The sequence below is a fragment of the Sphingomonas sp. SORGH_AS_0438 genome, from assembly GCF_031453475.1.
In the GTDB taxonomy this organism is placed as follows: domain Bacteria; phylum Pseudomonadota; class Alphaproteobacteria; order Sphingomonadales; family Sphingomonadaceae; genus Sphingomonas.
On the sequence record NZ_JAVIZS010000001.1, the window covers coordinates 240,263 to 257,447 of the forward strand.

At 69.2% G+C, this 17,185-nt stretch carries 16 protein-coding genes and 1 pseudogene; 6 read left to right on the top strand and 11 right to left on the bottom strand.

The annotated features are described in order from the left end of the window. Positions 1-16: 16 nt before the first annotated feature. Positions 17-1,928, bottom strand: a pseudogene (locus QE452_RS01190) (M61 family metallopeptidase). An 89-nt stretch (positions 1,929-2,017) separates the two neighbouring features. Beyond that, positions 2,018-2,668, bottom strand: coding sequence for a DUF1345 domain-containing protein (locus QE452_RS01195; protein WP_309658329.1), 651 nt, complete (start codon positions 2,666-2,668; stop codon positions 2,018-2,020). Positions 2,669-2,720: 52 nt separating this feature from the next. Between QE452_RS01195 and hisS the strand changes: the two genes are divergently transcribed. The 4 genes from hisS to QE452_RS01215 all read left to right on the top strand — a co-directional run bounded on the left by hisS (position 2,721) and on the right by QE452_RS01215 (position 7,080). Next, positions 2,721-3,962 carry a histidine--tRNA ligase gene (gene hisS, locus QE452_RS01200; protein ID WP_309658330.1) on the top strand — a complete coding sequence of 414 codons (1,242 nt, stop codon included), beginning with the start codon at positions 2,721-2,723 and terminating at the stop codon, positions 3,960-3,962. Positions 3,963-3,996: 34 nt separating this feature from the next. Further along, the gene (gene prfA / locus QE452_RS01205; protein WP_125994911.1) at positions 3,997-5,076 is read left to right on the top strand and encodes a peptide chain release factor 1; all 1,080 of its coding nucleotides are present in this window, start codon (positions 3,997-3,999) and stop codon (positions 5,074-5,076) included. Continuing rightward, entirely contained in the window at positions 5,069-5,878 is an 810-nt protein-coding gene (gene prmC / locus QE452_RS01210; protein WP_309658331.1) for a peptide chain release factor N(5)-glutamine methyltransferase, read from the top strand. Before prfA ends, prmC begins: the two co-directional genes overlap by 8 nt. A gap of 248 nt (positions 5,879-6,126) precedes the next feature. Continuing rightward, the gene (locus QE452_RS01215) at positions 6,127-7,080 is read left to right on the top strand and encodes a DUF4167 domain-containing protein (protein WP_309658332.1); all 954 of its coding nucleotides are present in this window, start codon (positions 6,127-6,129) and stop codon (positions 7,078-7,080) included. Positions 7,081-7,272: 192 nt separating this feature from the next. On the opposite strand, the gene QE452_RS01220 is transcribed toward QE452_RS01215, so the two are convergent. Then, a complete protein-coding gene (locus QE452_RS01220) occupies positions 7,273-7,566 on the bottom strand; it encodes a hypothetical protein (protein WP_309729479.1) in 294 nt (97 codons plus the stop codon). Positions 7,567-7,624: 58 nt separating this feature from the next. On the opposite strand from QE452_RS01220, the gene QE452_RS01225 reads away from it, so the two are divergent. Further along, on the top strand, positions 7,625-8,050 hold the full coding sequence (locus tag QE452_RS01225; RefSeq protein WP_309658334.1) for a CBS domain-containing protein: 426 nt from the start codon (positions 7,625-7,627) through the stop codon (positions 8,048-8,050). Between the two features lie 15 nt (positions 8,051-8,065). Here QE452_RS01225 and QE452_RS01230 read toward each other — a convergent pair whose 3' ends face one another. The 7 genes from QE452_RS01230 to lgt all read right to left on the bottom strand — a co-directional run bounded on the left by QE452_RS01230 (position 8,066) and on the right by lgt (position 14,583). Then, complete coding sequence (locus QE452_RS01230) at positions 8,066-8,581, bottom strand: phosphoribosyltransferase family protein (RefSeq protein WP_309658335.1); 516 nt, start codon at positions 8,579-8,581, stop codon at positions 8,066-8,068. Then, on the bottom strand, positions 8,581-9,594 hold the full coding sequence (locus tag QE452_RS01235) for an adenosine deaminase (protein WP_309658336.1): 1,014 nt from the start codon (positions 9,592-9,594) through the stop codon (positions 8,581-8,583). Before QE452_RS01235 ends, QE452_RS01230 begins: the two co-directional genes overlap by 1 nt. A 304-nt stretch (positions 9,595-9,898) precedes the next feature. After that, a complete protein-coding gene (locus QE452_RS01240) occupies positions 9,899-11,212 on the bottom strand; it encodes a cystathionine gamma-synthase family protein (protein WP_309658337.1) in 1,314 nt (437 codons plus the stop codon). A gap of 153 nt (positions 11,213-11,365) precedes the next feature. Further along, positions 11,366-12,136: a peptidoglycan editing factor PgeF gene (pgeF, locus tag QE452_RS01245; RefSeq protein WP_309658338.1), complete on the bottom strand. Its 771-nt coding sequence runs from the start codon at positions 12,134-12,136 to the stop codon at positions 11,366-11,368. Further along, complete coding sequence (locus tag QE452_RS01250) at positions 12,133-12,645, bottom strand: GNAT family N-acetyltransferase (protein WP_125994902.1); 513 nt, start codon at positions 12,643-12,645, stop codon at positions 12,133-12,135. The genes pgeF and QE452_RS01250 overlap by 4 nt, the downstream gene beginning before the upstream one ends. Next, the gene (locus QE452_RS01255) at positions 12,642-13,700 is read right to left on the bottom strand and encodes an SAM-dependent methyltransferase (RefSeq protein ID WP_309658339.1); all 1,059 of its coding nucleotides are present in this window, start codon (positions 13,698-13,700) and stop codon (positions 12,642-12,644) included. Before QE452_RS01255 ends, QE452_RS01250 begins: the two co-directional genes overlap by 4 nt. A gap of 4 nt (positions 13,701-13,704) precedes the next feature. Next, on the bottom strand, positions 13,705-14,583 hold the full coding sequence (gene lgt / locus QE452_RS01260; protein WP_309658340.1) for a prolipoprotein diacylglyceryl transferase: 879 nt from the start codon (positions 14,581-14,583) through the stop codon (positions 13,705-13,707). Positions 14,584-14,648: 65 nt separating this feature from the next. Between lgt and QE452_RS01265 the strand changes: the two genes are divergently transcribed. Next, positions 14,649-16,328 (top strand): class I adenylate-forming enzyme family protein, encoded by a 1,680-nt coding sequence (locus tag QE452_RS01265; RefSeq protein ID WP_309658341.1) that lies wholly within the window; start codon positions 14,649-14,651, stop codon positions 16,326-16,328. A 79-nt stretch (positions 16,329-16,407) separates the two neighbouring features. Here QE452_RS01265 and QE452_RS01270 read toward each other — a convergent pair whose 3' ends face one another. Beyond that, positions 16,408-17,172: a hypothetical protein gene (locus QE452_RS01270; protein ID WP_309658342.1), complete on the bottom strand. Its 765-nt coding sequence runs from the start codon at positions 17,170-17,172 to the stop codon at positions 16,408-16,410. Positions 17,173-17,185: the final 13 nt, after the last annotated feature.

Genomic DNA, 17,185 nt, shown 5'->3' on the forward strand with positions numbered 1-17,185 from the left:
TACGGTCGTTGGAGGATCAGCGCGGCGTCAACAGCCGGTCGAGACCCGTCTCTCCGCTGCCGATCTTCTCGAGTCGCGGGTAGCGCGGGCCGCCATGATAGTCGATGGCGAGATCGCGGTAGCGCTCACCATTCTTCACCAGCAGGTGGATGGGCTCCTTGGAGGTCTTGGCCTCGACGATCGCCGCCTTGAGCACGTCGCCGCTATAGGCGCGGCCGTTCACCGCCTCGATGCTGGTGCCGACATCGATCGCCGCCTTGAAGGCGGGCGAGCCCCAGATGGTCGAGGTGACATTGCCGTCCTTGCCGACGACTAGGCCCAGCGAATAGCTGGTGTCAGTGCCGCGCAGCTTCTCGACCTTGCTGAAATAGCTGGTCGGCTCGGGCGTGAAGACCAGCTTGTAGCCGTTCATCGCAAAGCCCTGGATCGGCGCGGGCTGGCCCGTCTCGGTCAGGCGCTTCTGAAGGAATCCCGCCCAATCATAGGGTTGGATGCGGTTGAGCGTCGCGGCGACATCGTCGAACGTGTAAGTCACCTCGCCCCAGTCGCCATCGCGGATGCCGAAGAAGGCCTTGGCGAAATCGTCGATCGACTTGGTTCCGCCCGATTGCTGGCGGAGCATCGCATCGACCTCCATCCAGACCATCAGGCCTTCATTGTAATAATCCTCCGACCGCTGCCAGCTCGTCCAGCCCTTGGGCCGACGCGAGGAGATGATCGGATCGTTGGTGGTGTCGATCATCGGCCGCCAATCCCGCCCACGGCTGTTGTCGTAGCTGGCGAGGATCGACGCATAGGCGTCCAGCGTGTCCTGTTTCGAGACGATGCCCGAGCGCGCCTGAAGCACATAGCCCCAGAATTGCGTCTGCCCCTCATAGACCCAGAGTAGCGAGTCGCGCATCGGCATGCGGAAGTCGGGCGTCCACAAGTCCGCGCCGCGCCGGAACTTGCCGTCCCAGCTATGGGTGAATTCATGCGGCAGCAGGTTGCGCGTCGCGGTGCTGTTCTCCCAGTCGATGAAATAGCCGGGGCGCACGCCATTCTCGGAGGAGCGATGATGCTCCAGGCCGATGCCGCCGAGCTGGTCGGTGATCGACAGCAGGAAGTTGTACTTGTCGTAATGCTGCGCGCCGAACGTCTTGGCGGCCTGTTCGACCAGGCGCTTGTGCGCGTCGATCTGCGCCGGGGTGGCGTTCAGCTCCTTGGGATCGTCGGCGAAGACGCTCAGGTCGACGCGCGGGCGACAGCGGGAAGACCTTGCCATATTTGCCGGCGAGCACCGGCGAATCGACCAGGATCTCGTAATTGGTGGTGTCGTAGCTATAGGTCGAGCCGCTCGCCTTGGCCGGCACCGCGCCGGCGGCGGTCCAGCCGGTCGGGAACTTGACCGTCATCTGGATCGGGATCTGGCGGGTGAAATAGCCAGCCGGATACAGGCTGACCGAATTGGGCTGGAGCGAGATCATCGTCGGCGTGGCGACGATGCGGCCCTGGTCGCCCTTGGTCGCGGACAGGAACTGGAAATCCACGTCCAGCGTCTTCGTGCCCTGCGGCACGTTGACGTGGAAGGCGTAGACGTCGACCGTGTCGCGGGTCCAGGGCAGCACCTTGCCATTGGCGCGGACCACCAGGCTGGCGACCTTCTCGATCTCGCCGCGCGGGGCGTGGTTGCCGGGCAGCCACTTCGGATAGAGCAGCGCCACGTCGCCGGTCTTGGACACGGGGATCGTCTCGTGCACGGTGAAGATGCCACGCTCGGTATCGGTGGCGTCGACGTTCAGCGTGATCGTGCCGGGATAGGGCACGTCCTGCGCCGCCGGGATCGTATCGACGATCGGCACCGGCTGCGGCGCGGAATTGCCGGCGGGAACCTGGGCGAGGGCGGAGGTGGAGAGGAACAACGACGCGACGACGGCTTTGCGGATCATGGACGGTCCCGACATGGAGAATGGGTCAGGGTCTAGCGGCCGAAAAGGTCAGTCGTCCACCCCTGTCATGGCCTTGGCCGCCGGCCGACTCACCCGCCGCCTAGCACGTTGATCGAAAAGGCGATGATGCCGAGATTGAAGACGAAGGCGGCTAGGCAGTGGCCCAGCACCACGCGCCGGATGCGCCGCGACCCGATCGCCACGTCCGAGGTCTGGAAGGTCATGCCGAGCGTGCAGGCGAAATAAAGGAAGTCCCAGTAATCGGGCGTCTTCGTGTCCGGGAAGCTGAGCCCGCCCGCATCGCCCGCGCCGTCCTCCGCCTCCATGTAGAAGAGATGCGCATAATGCAGCGCGTAGATGGTGTTGGAGAAGAGCCAGCACAAAGTCAGCGTCACGATCACCAGCAGGATGGCGAGGGCGTCGTTCTTGCCCTTCAACTCGCCCGCCACCGCCGCCAGGATGACCAGCATCGTCACGCCGGTCATGGCCAGTAGCACCGCGCGATTGGCGTCGTTCTCGCGCGTGGCGGCGCGCATCCGATCCGCCTCGCCATGCCCGAGCAGGGTCGCGACGGAGAGGAGGAAGACGAAGGCGGCGAGGTCGAACGCGCCCATCACCGCCCGCCCCAATTCGAGCCGCGACCAGCCGAGCGCGAAGGCGCCCGCGAACACCAGCACGAACAGGACGAAGCGCGGCGGCGCCACGCGTTGTCCCAGGCCCCACCATCTGCTTTGCGTCATCGCGTGCGGTGCTAGCGCGAAGCCGCCCGCTCGACTAGATAGCCGCGCTCTTATGGCCCGTATCCAGACCCCCCACCGCGTGCGCGGCACGCAGGACATCTTCGGCGACGACCAGCGCCGCTTCGCCCAGGTGCTCGGCACCTTCGACCTGGTGAAGACGCTCTATGGCTTTCAGCGCGTCGACATCCCGATCTTCGAGGCGACCGAGGTCTTCTCGCGTTCGATCGGCGAGACCACCGACGTGGTGTCGAAGGAGATGTACACCTTCCCCGATCGCGGCGGCGACCTGCTGACGCTGCGGCCCGAATTCACCGCCGGCCTTGCCCGCGCCTTCCTGACCGAGGGGTGGCAGCAATATGCGCCGCTGAAGCTCGCCACCTCCGGCCCGGTGTTCCGCTACGAGCGGCCGCAAAAGGGGCGCTATCGCCAGTTCCACCAGATCGACGCCGAGGTGATCGGCGCGGCCGAGCCGATGGCCGATGTCGAGCTGCTGGTCATGGCCGATCAGCTCCTGCGCGAACTGGGGATCGAGGGCGTGACGCTCCAGCTCAACACGCTGGGCGATGCCGAGACTCGCGACGCCTGGCGCGCCGCGCTGGTCGCGCATTTCGAGGGCCACCGCGCCGACCTGTCCGAGGACAGCCTGACCCGGCTGGAGAAGAACCCGCTGCGCATCCTCGACAGCAAGGACCCGCGCGACCGGCCGGCGGCGGACTCCGCGCCCGATATCGATGCCTATCTGACCGAGGAGGCGCGCGGCTTTTTCGATGCGGTGACGGCGGGGCTGGACGCGGCGGGCGTGGCCTGGACGCGCAATCCCCGGCTGGTGCGCGGGCTGGACTATTACCGCCACACCGCCTTCGAATTCGTCACCGACCGGCTGGGCGCGCAGGGCACCGTGCTGGCGGGCGGTCGCTATGACGGGCTGATCGGCTCGCTGGGCGGCCCGGAGACGCCGGGCGTCGGCTGGGCGGCGGGCGTCGAGCGGCTGGCGATGCTGCTGGCGGAGCCGGCGCGGCCGGTGATCGATGCGGTGATCGTGCCGATGGGCGCGGCGGCGGAGACGCGCGCGCTGGGGCTGCTCGCCGAGCTGCGCCGCGCCGGCCTCGCGGTCGACATGGCCTATAAGGGCAAGATGAAGCAGCGCATGGCCAAGGCCGATGCGCAGGGCGCGCGCGCCGCGATCATCATCGGCGACGACGAGATCGCGGCCGGGGCGGCGGCGGTGAAGTCGCTGGCCGACGGTACGCAGCGCGCGGTGGCGTTCGACGCGCTGGCCGAGGCCTTGCGGTGAGCCGGACGCGCCGTTCGGGCGTTGGGGGCGGGGCATGACCCCCATCTCCCCCGACCGCATCCGCCAGATCGAGGCCAAGCGCGACGAGCTGGCGGCGCAGATGGCGACCGGCGACCTGCCGGGCGATCGTTTCGTCGCGGTGTCGAAGGAATATGCCGAGCTGGAACCCGTTGCCCAGGCGGCGAGCGAGGTGCGGCGGTTGCGCCAGGAGGCCGAGAGCCTGGCCTATATGGCCGAGGATACGAGCGACGACGAACTGCGCCAGATGGCGGCGGAGGAGCTGCGCGAGAATCGCCAGGCGCTGGAGGCGGCGGACCGTCGGCTGGCCCTGGCCTTGCTGCCGCGCGACGCCGCCGACGAACGCGCGGCGATGCTGGAAATCCGCGCCGGCACCGGCGGCGACGAGGCGGCGCTGTTCGCAGGCGACCTGTTCCGCATGTACCAGCGCTATGCCGATTCGCGCGGCTGGCGGGTCGAGCTGATATCGGGCAGCGTGTCCGATGCGGGCGGGTACAAGGAAGTCGTGGCCTCGGTAACGGGGCAGGGCGTGTTCGCGCGGCTGAAGTTCGAAAGCGGCGTCCACCGTGTCCAGCGCGTCCCCGCGACCGAGGCGGGCGGGCGAATCCATACCTCCGCCGCGACCGTCGCGGTGCTGCCCGAGGCCGAGGAGGTCGATGTCCGCATCGATGAGGCCAAGGATTTGCGCATCGACGTCTATCGATCGTCGGGGCCGGGCGGCCAGTCGGTCAACACCACCGACTCGGCGGTGCGCATCACCCATCTGCCGACCGGCATGGTGGTGATCCAGCAGGACGAGAAGTCGCAGCACAAGAACAAGGCCAAGGCGCTGAAGGTCCTGCGCACCCGGCTCTACGAGGCCGAGCGCGAGCGGCTGGCGGCGGAGCGGTCGGGCACGCGCAAGGCGATGGTCGGCTCGGGCGACCGGTCGGAGCGGATCCGCACCTATAATTTCCCGCAGGGGCGGGTGACCGACCACCGGATCAACCTGACGCTGCATCGCCTGCCCGAAATCCTGCAGGGCGAGATGGACGAGCTGCTCGGCGCGCTGATCGCCGAGGACGAGGCGGAGCGGCTGGCGAGCCTGGATGGCTGAGGCGCGCGCCGCGATCGTGGCGGCGGCGGCGCGGTTCGGCTTTTCGGCGACGGCGCGGCTGGATGCTGAACTGCTGATGGCGCACGCGCTGGGACTGTCGCGCGACCGGTTGCTGCTGACGCTGGACGACCATGCCGAGCCGCCCGGCTTCGCGGGCCTGGTCGCGCGGCGGGAACGGCACGAGCCGGTCGCCTATATCCTGGGTATGCGCGGCTTCTGGACGCTCGACCTGGCGGTGGGGCCGGGGGCGCTGGTGCCGCGCGCCGACAGCGAGACGCTGATCGAGGCGGCGCTGGCGCATCATGCCGGCCGGCCGCCCGCGACGATCCTCGACCTGGGGACGGGGCCGGGCACGCTGCTCCTGGCGCTGCTGTCCGAATGGCCGCAGGCGATGGGGCTGGGCGTCGACCGTTCGGCGGATGCGCTCGCCTATGCGCGGATCAATGCCGTGCCCTTCGCGGACCGCGCGCGTTTCGTGCGGGGCGACTGGGATTCGGCGCTGGTCGGGTCGTTCGACCTGATCGTCACCAACCCGCCCTATATCGGCACCGGCGAGGAATTGGCGCAGGAAGTGGCGGGGCATGAACCGGCCGAGGCGCTGTTCGCCGGACTGGACGGGCTGGACGATTATCGCCGGCTGGCGCCTGCGATCCGGCGGCTGCTGGCGCCCGGCGGGGCGGCGGTGATCGAGATCGGCTGGACCCAGGCGGACAGCGTCGGCGACCTGTTGCGGGCGCAAGGCTTTGCCGTGGCGGTGCATCGCGATCTGGGCGACCGGCCGCGCGCCCTGCTGGCGACTTGAACCGGAACGGCGCGGTCCCCATATTTTGCTTGTGGGGTGGAGCCATCCCCCGCTATGGATGGCCATGGGGAACGCGACCATTGACGGATTGTCAAGCGACGGCTTGTCAGGCAGCGACCCGCATCACCAGTCATGATGCCACGCATGTGGCGGTGACGAACCCGGCGTAGCCCGAGCGGCGCGCGGCAGGGCGGGGTGCATTCACAGGCCTAGGAGCCCGTTTTTGCGTTTGGCAAAGGACAACAAGCTTGATCAATAATCGGCAGGCCGGTCGTCGTCGCGGCCGGGGCGGTAATAACAATAACAACAACCCGCGCCAGGGTGGCGGCGGTGGTCGCCCCGACAATGGCAACCGCATCGACAGCCGTGCGCGGGGCAATGCCAACCAGCTGTACGAGAAGTACAAGAATCTGGCCTCCGATGCGCAGCGCCAGGGCGACCGCGTCAACACCGAATATTATCTGCAGTTCGCGGACCATTATTTCCGCGTGCTGAGCGATCAGCGCGGCCGGTTCGAGGATCAGCAGCCGCGCCGTTCGGTGCAGGATTTCGACGGTGACGATCAGGACGAGTTCGGCGACGAGGGCGAGCCGATCCGCACCGGCGAACAGGACGGGCGCGGGGCGCAGCGCGACTATCAGGGCCGCGAGCATCCGCGCCGGGAAGAGCGCGCCGAGCGCCAGGATCGCAGCGATCGTCCGGAGCGCGCCGAGCGTTCGGACCGGCAGGACCGACCCGAGCGCCAGGAGCGCGCCGAGCGCAGCGACCGCCAGGACCGGCCGCGCCGCGCCGAGGGCGAGCGCCCGCGCCGCTGGGATCGCGAGGAGCGCGCCGAGCGCGAGACCGAGCAGGCTGTGACCGCCGCCCCGGTCGAGGTCGCGGGCCAGCGTCGCTCCGATCCGCCGGTCGCCGGCGAGAATCTGGAGCAGCGCGCCGAGTCGGTGATCGAGGCGGATGCGCCGCTCGCCGTCGAGGCGCCCGCGCCGCGTCGTCGTGGCCGTCCGCGTCGCGATGCGGCGGCGGTCGAGGCGACGACGACGCCTGCCGCCGACGCGCCGGCTCCGGCCGCCGAGGCGAATGGCGTCGATGCGGATCGCCTGCCCCCGTCGCTCGGCATTGCGCCGGCGAATGATTCGGAGGACGTGCCCAAGCCCCGTCGTCGTCGCATCCGCGCCGCGACGCCGGAAGCCGCCGCCGAATAAGCCGCGACGCGCCGATGCGCCGAAAAGGCCGGTCCGCTACCCGCGGGCCGGCTTTTTTCGTGACGGGTCTAGCGGCGTGGCCGGACGCGCATCCGGATTGGCGTTGGGTTTTGGCAAAGGACAGCCATCACCGGGGTGGTGCGTCAGGAAGGCGGACCATCGGCAGGGACGCGAATCGCACTCCCCACCGGCTCAGTCCCGCCGGTCCACATCCTCGTCATGGCCCGATCCGGAACTGAGGAACACCAGCCCCATCAGCGCGCCGGCCAGCACCACCGATCCGCCGACTCCGCCCAGGATCGCGAACATGGTCACCAGATGCAGCGGCCCCTGGAGGTGCGCCATGCCGGTGATCGCGGCGGCGGCGCAGATCGCGGCGGCCAGGATCATCCAGGCGAGCAGGTTGCGATAGCGGCCCCAGGCATGGGCGGCCTGATCCGGATCGTCCAGTCCCTTGGGGGAATCGTCCATGAGCCACCATGGCATGCTTTCCTAAGCCCGCGAAACATGATCTGCTGCCCGGCAGATATAAGAGGAGGCGAGGATGACGATCGCGGCGATCCTGGGCAATGATCCAGTCCCGGTGGTGACGATCCGGCGCGGCGCGACCGTGGCGCAGGCGGTCGAGCTGCTGGCCACCCACCGGATCGGCGCGGTGCCGGTGATGGAGGGCGAGACGGTGGCCGGCATCCTGTCCGAACGCGACGTGGTACGGCTGCTTGCGCAGGACCGCGCCGCGCTGGACGGACCGGTCGATGCGGTGATGACCGCGCCCGCGATCACCGTCGGCCGGGCCGAGCCGGTGATCGGCGCGCTGTCGCTGATGACCCGCCGCCGCATCCGCCACCTGCCGGTGGTCGAGGATGGGCGGCTGGTCGGCCTGGTCTCGATCGGCGACCTGGTCAAATACCGTATCGACCGGATCGAGGCGGAGGCGGCCGCGATGCGCGACTATATCCAGTCCGCCTGAATCGGACGGGCGCGGTCAGGCGATCCGGTCGGGTACGGCGGCGGCGTCCTCTTCATGGGCGCTGTCCGGCGCCATCGCTTCCCAGGGGAAGACGTACCAGTCCTTGGTGACGGTGCGGTCGATGGTACGGGCGCGATAGTCGACCCGCTCGGCCGAGACGCGATTGTCGATCAACGTGGCGAAGCGCACCGCGCCGTCGGCCGCCGCTTCCTGCACCATCGCGCGGCGCAGCCGGCCGATGGTACGGCCCGAATCATTGATGTCGTCGATGAACAGCAGCCGCTCGCCGTTCCGCGTCCGTGCGGCCAGCTTCACCAGCACTTCGTCGGCGAAGTCGGGCACCTGCGCCGACAGGTCGCAGGACAGGGTCGGCAGGCCGGTCGCATGGCTCAGATAGACCGCCGGGACCAGCCCGCCGCGGCCGATGCCGATCAGATAGGTCGGCCGCCAGACGTCCCCGGTCAGTGCCGCCGCCAGCGTGCGGATATCCGTGACGAACTGGTCCTGCGAAATGGGCGTGAACACCGGCATCAGCGTACCTCCGCCGCATAGGCGTCGAGCCGGGCGAGATGGCCGGCGACCGCATCGTCGGGCAGGAAGCTGCCGAGGAAGCTGTTGCGCGCCAGCCGCACCAGATCGTCGCGGGACAGCGAACGCGCCTCGGCGGCGGCGATGTAGTTATCGGCGACATAGCCGCCGAAATAGGCCGGATCGTCCGAGTTGATCGTCGCGCGCAGCCCCTCGCGCAGCATCCGATCGATCGGATGGTCGTCCATCGTGTCGACCACGCACAGCTTCAGGTTGGACAGCGGGCAGACGGTCAGCGTCATCGCGGTGCGGGCGAGGCGGGCGGTCAGCGCGGCATCCTCCAGGCTGCGATTGCCATGGTCGAGCCGGTCTATGTCGAGCAGGTCGAGCGCCTGGACGACATAGTCGGGCGGCCCTTCCTCCCCGGCATGGGCGACGCTCTTCAGGCCCAGGGCGCGGGCGGCGGCGAAGACGCGGGCGAACTTCTCCGGCGGGTGGCCGAGTTCCGAGGAATCGAGCCCCACCGCCTCGATCCGGTCGAGCCAGGGACGCGCCATGTCGAGCGTGGCGAAGGCGTCGTCCTCGTCCAGATGGCGCAGGAAGCTCATGATCAGGCGCGAGGTGATGCCATGCTTCGCCTCCGCTTCCTCCATCGCCGAGAGCAGGCCGCCGATGACCGTGTCGAAGGCGATGCCGCGCGCGGTATGGGTCTGCGGATCGAACATGATCTCGGCATGGACGACGCCGTCCCGCGCCACCCGGTCGAAATAGGCGGCGGCGAGGTCGTGGAAATCCTGCTGGTGGATCAGGACGTTCGCACCCTGGTAATAGATGTCGAGAAAATCCTGGAGCCGGGTGAAGCTATAGGCGGCCCGCACCGCTTCCACCGAGTCGAAGGGGATGGCGATATTGTTGCGCCGGGCCAGCGCGAACATCAGTTCGGGCTCCAGGCTCCCCTCGATATGGAGGTGAAGCTCCGCCTTGGGCAGGCCGGCGATGAAGGCATGCATGGTCATGCGCCCCTACATCGCGACCATCGCCGGGCGGGGCAAGGGGCAGAATGGGTTCGCATGGACGCGCGATGCCGCGAAGGACGATGGGGAACGTGGGGAGGCGCGGCGTTCGTTCGGGAGGACACGCTTCGATGTCAGCCGCTGTGCTCCTGCGAAGGCAGGAGCCCAGGGCCACATGCGCCATCAGGCGTTATTTGACCTGCCTCCAGGCTCCTGCCTTCGCAGGAGCACGGAAGCCAATCCAGATAGGGGAGGCCGGCTGCGTCGCAGGCCGACCTCCCCCGTATCTTCGCGGCTTCGCGTGCGATCAGATCGCCGCCAGGGCCTGGTCGAAATCCGCGATCAGATCGTCCGCATCCTCGACCCCGATCGAGATGCGGACCAGATTGTCGGTGATCCCCAGCGCCTGCTTGCGCGCGTCGGGCACCGACAGATGCGTCATCGCCGCCGGATGGCTGGCCAGCGTCTCGGTGCCGCCCAGCGACACCGCCAGCTTGGCGATGCGCAGCGCGTCGAGGAAGCGGAACGCCTCCGCCTCGCCGCCCTTGACCAGCAGCGAGAAGGTCGAGCCGGCTCCGGTGCAGTGGCGGTCGTAAATGTCCTTCTGGCGCGCATCCTCGATGAACCCCAGATAGCCCATCCGCTCGACCTTGGGGTGCTGGCGTAGGAAGGCACAGACCTTGGCAGCATTCTCGCCCGCCCGGCTCATGCGCAGTTCCAGTGTCTCCAGCGAGCGGAGCAGCATCCAGGCGGTGTTGGGGTCGCAGATCGTGCCGATCGTGTTGCGCATCGACCGGATCACATCGATCTGTGCCTTCTTGCCCAGCACGCCGCCCGCGACCAGGTCGCTATGCCCGCCGGCATATTTGGTCAGCGAATAGACGACGATGTCCGCGCCGTGGCGCAGCGGCTGGTGCCAGAGCGGCCCCAGGAAGGTGTTGTCGATCGCGATCGGCGGCTTGTCGGCGGCGTCGGCGAAGATCGCGTCGCGGCTGGCCACCACCGCCTCGACATCGACCAGCGCATTGGTCGGGTTCGCCGGGCTTTCCAGATAGATGAGCGCGACATTACCGGTCGCGGCTTCCGCCAGGACACGGTCGATCTCCGCCCGCGTCGCGCCCGCCGGGAAATCGAGCCACTTGACCCCGAACTTGCCCAGGATGCGGCCGATCAGCGTCTCGGTTGCGGCATAGAGCGGGCCGCTATGAACGATCGTGTCGCCGGGCTTGACCATCGACAGGAACAGCGTCGCGATCGCCGCCATGCCGGAGGAGAAGGCGAGCGCGTCCTCCGCCTCTTCCCAGATCGCCAGCCGGTCCTCCAGGATCTCCTGGTTCGGGCCGTTGAAGCGCGAATAGACCAGCCCCTCCGCGCCGCCCGGCCGCTTGCCGGTCACGCCCTCGAAATGGCGCTTGCCGGCGGCGGCATTGGGGAAGACGAAGGTCGAGGTCAGGAAGATCGGCGGCTTCAGCGATCCTTCCGACAGCGACGGGTCATAGCCATGGCCCATCATCAGCGTCGACGGCTTCAGCTTGCGGTCGCCGATCCGGGCGGGTTCGGTGATCGGCGAGCGGTTCGCGTCGACGCCGGTCATGTCGGCTTCGGTCTCGTCCATCGGCATGTGATTCTCCTCTTCCGTCGGTCCTTGTACGCCGGAGAAAGTCTCATTGGAAACGATCTTGGGCGGGAAGAGACGGGCTCACGCCGAGCCGCGACGCGGTGAAGGCGGACGGCAGGTCCCTGTCGAGGCGTGGAGAAACGGGAGGCGAAACGGTCAGCCGACCCCGATCAAGGCAATCTGCCGTCCATAATCCGCCTCGCCCCGATGCGTCGCGCGGCGATAGGAGTAGAAGCGCGCCTCGTCCGCATAGGTGTCGAGTCCCAGCGCATCGATCCGCCGCAGGCCCGCCGCGATCAGCCGGTGCGCGACATAGGCCTCCAGGTCGAAGCGATGATGCCCCGCCCGGCCCGACGCGAAAAAGCGTTCGTTCGCCGGATCGATTTCGGCGAAGCGGGCGAGGAAGGCGTCGTCCACCTCATAGCTGCGCCGCGCGATGCAGGGGCCGATCGCGGCGGTGATGCGCTGGCGGTCCGCGCCCAGCGACTCCATCGCCTCGATCGTCGCATCGGTCACGCCGGCCAGCGCGCCCTTCCAACCGGCATGGGCGGCGCCGACCACGCCGGCCTGCACATCGGCGAGCAGCACCGGCGCGCAATCGGCGGTCAGGATGCCGAGCAACAGCCCCGGCCGCCGCGTCGCCATGCCGTCGGCATGGGGGCGGTCGTCATCGGCGAAGGGCGAATGGATCGTCACCACATCGGCCGAATGGACCTGATACAGCGTCTGGAGCGTCGCCCCCGGCAGCACCGCCGCCACTGCCCGGGCGCGGTTCTCGGCCAGTTCGGGCGGAATCTCGGCCTGTCCGCGCCGGCCCAGGTCCAGGCCCGCCGTCACCCCGGTCGACACGCCGCCGCGCCGGCCGAGGAACGCATGGGGCACGCCGTCGAGCACGCCGCTGCGGATCGTGTCCACCGCCTCCGTCACAGCGTCAGCCGCATGATGTCATCCTCATCGGCATGATCGCCGACCATGAAGGTGTAGCGCCCGATCCGCTCGAATCCGTAGCGCGTGTAGAAGCGCCGCGCGCGTGCGTTGTCGACATAGACCGACAGGAACATCTCGACCGCGCCGCGCGCCCGTGCGGTGGCCAGCGCCCAGTCCATCAGCACCGGCGCGATGCCGCTGCCGTGATAGGCGGCATCGACATAGAATTGGCGAAGCTCGATCGCGGGGCCGCTACGCTCGACCGGGAAGGTCGCGGGGCCGAGCTTGACGAAGCCGGCCAGCACCCCGTCCGCCTCCGCCAGGCGGAAGGCATAGGCGGGATCGGCGATTTCCGCCTGCCAGGCCTCGACCGTCATCGGGGCGAGGAACGCCGCCAGGTCGGCGGGGGCGTAGAGATGCCCGAACGTCCTGGTGAAGCTGTCGGCGAACAGCGTCCGGATCGCCGGCGCGTCGGCCGGGATGGCATCGCGATACGACATGGCGGTCATCCGAAGGCGGCCGGTTCGGGCCAGTCGCGAGCGGTCAGCGCCAGCACCTTGAACAGCGCGCCCATGCCATTGACCAGCCGCATCCGGTCGGCGGCGATCGCCTCCGCCCGGTCGGGGGCATGGCGGGCGAGTGCGGCGGCGCGCGAGTCGATGCCCAGCTTCACCAGCCATTCGGCCTGCTCGACCGGTCCCCAGGCGGCGAGGCCCACCGTCTGGCCCGCCGCCGCCAGCGTGGTGAAATCGACATGCGCGGTCAGGTCGTGCTCGCCCGGCGCGTCATATGGATTGGCGAAGCCGTGGCGCTTCACCGCCTGCAACGTCTCGCCCAGCGCGGGCCCCTCATAGCCGTAGTCGATCGCGAGCAGCGCGCCGCCCTGTGCGACGATGCGCCGGCCCAGCGTCCGCATCACGCCGATCGCGGCGGGGGCGACCTCCAGGATCGCGCCGGTGGCCGCGTCGCGCAGCGATTCCGGGATCACCGTCTCAGGCACCGGCTTGCCCGTAATGGGCAGGAACAGCGTGTCCTGGCAGGCGATCAGCCGCTCGTGCCACTGGTCGCGCTTGACCAGCTGGCGGATCGGCAGCGCGTCGAAGAATTCGTTGGCGACGACGATCAGCGCGCCCTCGCTCGGCAGCGTCTCGACCGAATCGTGGAAGCTCGCCTCCGCCACGCGCTCGGCCTGCGCGGCGCGCAGCACCGGGCTGGTCTCGACGAAATGCACGGCCGGGGTGAAACCGGCCCGCGCCATCGCGCGCCGGGCATCGGCGGCGAGCGTGCCGCGTCCGGGCCCCAGCTCGACCCAATGGCAGTCGGGCCGGCCGGCGCGGTCCCACAGGTCCGCGCACCACAGGCCGACCAGTTCGCCGAACATCTGGCTGATCTCGGGCGCGGTGACGAAGTCGCCCGCCGCGCCCAGCGGGTCGCGCGTCGCATAATAATGGGCGTTGGCCGCGCCCATGAACTGGGCGAGCGAGATCGGGCCGGCGAGCGCGATGGCGCGCGCCAGTCGCTCGGGCAGGGCCGGCTCGGCGGGATCGGGCAGCGTGTCGGTCATTGGTTCAGGCGACGCTCTCGGTGCCCCAGGTCGGCTCGACCCGCACCCGCCGCTTCGCCGCCGTCGCCATCAGATAGATTCCCCCGACGATCATCGGCACGCACAGCCACTGGCCCATGTGCAGGCCGGTATGCTCGGCAAAGGCGCGCAGCTGGCTGTCCGGCTCGCGGAAGAACTCGACGACGAAGCGGGCGCAGCCATAGCCGACCAGGAACAGGCCGACCAATTTGCCCGGATCATAGCGCGCCTTGGTCCGCCAGAAGGCGAAGCTCATGACCGCCAGCAGCAACAGGCCTTCCAGCGCCGCCTCGTAGAGCTGGCTGGGATGGCGGGCGGGATCGATCATGCCATAGGGGACGGTGTGCGGGAAGACGATCGCCCAGGGCACGTCCGCCGGCTTGCCCCAGAGTTCGCCGTTCACGAAATTGGCGAGCCGGCCGAAGAACAGTCCGAACGGCACCACGCAGGCGACATAGTCGTGGATGCGCAGCCAGTTGAGCTTGTTCTTGCGCGCGAACAGGATGATCCCGACCATGGTGCCGATCGCGCCGCCATGGAAGGACATGCCGCCGTCCCACAGCCGCAGGATGCGCAGCGGATGCAGGAACATCTCCGGCGCGTAGAAGGTCACGTAGCCCAGCCGCCCGCCCAGGATGATGCCCAGGGTCGCATAGAAGACCAGGTCGTCGGCATGACGCCGCGCCATCGGCGCGCCCGGCTGGTCGAGCATCCGGAGCATCGCCCACCAGCCGATCAGGATGCCGGCGATATAGGCCAGGCTGTACCAGCGCAGCGTGAAGAAGCCGATGCTGAACACGTCCGGGTGCAGCCCGAGATCTTCGAAGCGGATATGGCCGGCGGCGGCCGCAAGGAACTCTATCAAGGCTTTTCCCTCTGACTTGTCGCCTCCATAGTGACGGCAGGCAACAAGACCAAGCGGAGAGACGGATGCGGAGCGAGCTGGATCGTCGGATGGACGCGACCATGGCGCGGGTGACGGGGCCGGATGGTCCCTTGCCGCTGACGCAGGTGGCGCGACATGGCGTCACCCTGCCGGCCTTCGCCGTCGCGCCGCCCTCGCTCGCCCATTACTTCGCACATTACGGCCAGGCGCATCGCGACACCTGTTTCCTGGTCGCGGGCGAGGAGCGGCTGACCTTCGGCGAGGTGTACGGCGTGGCGGCGGGCATCGCCCGCTCGCTGGTCGCGCGCGGGATCGGCCGGGGCGACCGGGTCGGCATCGCCGCGCGCAACTCGCCCGTCTGGATCGCGACCTATATGGGCGTGCTGATGGCCGGCGGGGTCGCGACGTTGCTCAATGGCTGGTGGCAGGCGGAGGAGCTGGCCTCGGCGCTGGGCGATGTCGGCTGCGCGCTGGTGGTGGCGGACGGACCGCGCGCCGACCGGCTGGCGGCGATCGAGGGGCTGGCCGTGCCGGTGGTGCGGGTCGACGACCGCCTGCCGCTTCCACAGGCCGCCGCGCCGCTGATGGGCGGGGAGGGCGTGCTGCCCGAGCTGGGGCCGGACGATGCGGCGACGATCCTGTTCACCTCCGGCTCGACCGGCCGGTCCAAGGGGGCGCTGGCCGATCACGGATCGGTGTTGCAGGCGACGCTTAACTTCCTGGCGCAAGCGCTGATGGTGCTGGGGCTTTCAACCGAGGACGGCACGGCGCCGACGCTGCCGCCCGCGACGATGCTGACGCTGCCCCTGTTCCACATCACCGCGATGGTGCCGGTGCTGCTGCAAAGCTTCGCCATGGGGCGCAAGCTGGTATTGCTGCCCAAATGGGACGCGCGCGAGGCGATGCGGCTGATCGAGCGGGAGCAGGTGACCTATTTCGTCGGCGTTCCGCTGATGAGCTACGAGATCCTCAACCATCCTGACCGGGCGGCGTTCGACCTGTCGACCGTCACCGACTTCGCGGCGGGGGGCGCGCCGCGCCCGGCCGAGCATGTCCGCCGCATGGACGCCGAACTGGGCGGCTCCGCGCCGCTGATTGGCTATGGCCTGACCGAGACCAATGCCGCCGGCACCGCCAATTGGCGCAGCAACTATCTCGCCAAGCCCGACTCGGCCGGCCGGGCCTCCGCGCCGCTGATCGAGCTCGCGATCCTGGACGATGCGGGGCGACCGGTGCCGCAGGGCGAACGCGGCGAAGTGGCGATCCGCTCGGTCGCCAATTTCCGCGAATATTGGAACAACCCGGCGGCGACGGCGGCAGCGATCACCGCCGACGGCTTCTTCCGCACCGGCGATATCGGCTATCTGGACGCGGACGATTACCTGTTCATCGTCGACCGCAAGAAGGACATCATCATCCGCGGCGGCGAGAATATCAGCTGCCTGGAGGTGGAGGCGGCGCTCTATGCCCATCCGGCGGTGCGCGAGGCGGCGGTGTTCGGCCTGGCCGACGAGCGGCTGGGCGAGGTGCCGGCGGCGGTCGTCCATGCGGAGGCGGGAGTCGAGGCCGCCGCCTTGCAGGCCTTTCTGGGCGAGCATATCGCCGCCTTCAAGGTGCCGGCGCGGCTCTGGCTGGTCGATGCGCCGCTGCCCCGGCTGGGGACGGAGAAGATCGACAAGGTGGCGCTGCGGGCGACGTACCGGGCGCTGGCGGCCGGTGGATAAGCGGCGGACCGGCTCTTTCCTTGGCGCGTTATTGCCGCGCCCTTGATCCACCCCGGCACAGGCCGGGTGGGTTTCGGACCTACAGCTTCCCGAACACCGCCTCGAACCCGGCAATGTCGCCCGCCGCCAGGAAGCGTGCCTGCTCGATCCAGCGGTCGCGGGTCATGCGGCCGGAAAAGGGGCCGAGCTGCGCATCGAGCCGGGTAGCGGCATCCTCGTCCAGGGCCGCCATCTGGCCGACCGTGGCGATGCCCAGTTCGCCCAGCCGCGCGACCAGCTTGGGGCCCAGGCCCTTGAGCAGCGAGACCGGGGCGTCGGTGGGATTGGGAGCGGGGTCGGCGATCGGCTCGGGCGTGGCCGGCTCTGGCGTGGCGGGCACCGGTGCCGGCGCGATGGTCGCCGGGCTGGCCGCCAGCGGCGCGGCGGCGGCGATGGGTTCGTCGGCGAGCGGATCGGTCGCGGCCGGCTGTTCGGCTTCGACCGGCACGGGCCGGGCGACGGGCTGAGGCGCCGGCACCGGGGCGGCCGGGGGTGACACGGCAGGCGCGGCCGGCGGCGGCGGCGGCGGCGGCGGCGGCGGCGGCGGCGGCGGGGCAAGCGGCGTTTCCGCAACCGACTCCACCGATCGCTCGCTCACCCCCGCTTCGCGCGCATTATGCACGACCTCGCGTTCGGCCAGGGTCCGCTGGCGCTTGCGGCGCATCCCGACCAGGATGACCGCGATCGCCGCCATCGCGACCAGGGCGATCAGCACCAGATGGACGGTGGTGATGACGCCGACGCCGCCATCGGGCAGCAGGCTGGTTCCGGATTGCGAAGCGGTGGCGGTGGTCGACTGGCTCATGCGCGCGACCCTA

Bases quoted from the DNA above. Each gene is read 5' to 3' on its own strand.
- prmC (WP_309658331.1), top strand. From the start codon at position 5,069: ATGGCTGAGGCGCGCGCCGCGATCGTGGCGGCGGCGGCGCGGTTCGGC.
- QE452_RS01255 (WP_309658339.1), bottom strand. From the start codon at position 13,700: ATGACCGACACGCTGCCCGATCCCGCCGAGCCGGCCCTGCCCGAGCGA.
- QE452_RS01270 (WP_309658342.1), bottom strand. From the start codon at position 17,172: ATGAGCCAGTCGACCACCGCCACCGCTTCGCAATCCGGAACCAGCCTG.
- QE452_RS01230 (WP_309658335.1), bottom strand. From the start codon at position 8,581: ATGCCGGTGTTCACGCCCATTTCGCAGGACCAGTTCGTCACGGATATC.
- QE452_RS01225 (WP_309658334.1), top strand. From the start codon at position 7,625: ATGACGATCGCGGCGATCCTGGGCAATGATCCAGTCCCGGTGGTGACG.
- QE452_RS01220 (WP_309729479.1), bottom strand. From the start codon at position 7,566: ATGCCATGGTGGCTCATGGACGATTCCCCCAAGGGACTGGACGATCCG.
- QE452_RS01240 (WP_309658337.1), bottom strand. From the start codon at position 11,212: ATGCCGATGGACGAGACCGAAGCCGACATGACCGGCGTCGACGCGAAC.
- prfA (WP_125994911.1), top strand. From the start codon at position 3,997: ATGACCCCCATCTCCCCCGACCGCATCCGCCAGATCGAGGCCAAGCGC.
- hisS (WP_309658330.1), top strand. From the start codon at position 2,721: ATGGCCCGTATCCAGACCCCCCACCGCGTGCGCGGCACGCAGGACATC.
- QE452_RS01235 (WP_309658336.1), bottom strand. From the start codon at position 9,594: ATGACCATGCATGCCTTCATCGCCGGCCTGCCCAAGGCGGAGCTTCAC.
- QE452_RS01195 (WP_309658329.1), bottom strand. From the start codon at position 2,668: ATGACGCAAAGCAGATGGTGGGGCCTGGGACAACGCGTGGCGCCGCCG.
- QE452_RS01265 (WP_309658341.1), top strand. From the start codon at position 14,649: ATGCGGAGCGAGCTGGATCGTCGGATGGACGCGACCATGGCGCGGGTG.
- QE452_RS01250 (WP_125994902.1), bottom strand. From the start codon at position 12,645: ATGACCGCCATGTCGTATCGCGATGCCATCCCGGCCGACGCGCCGGCG.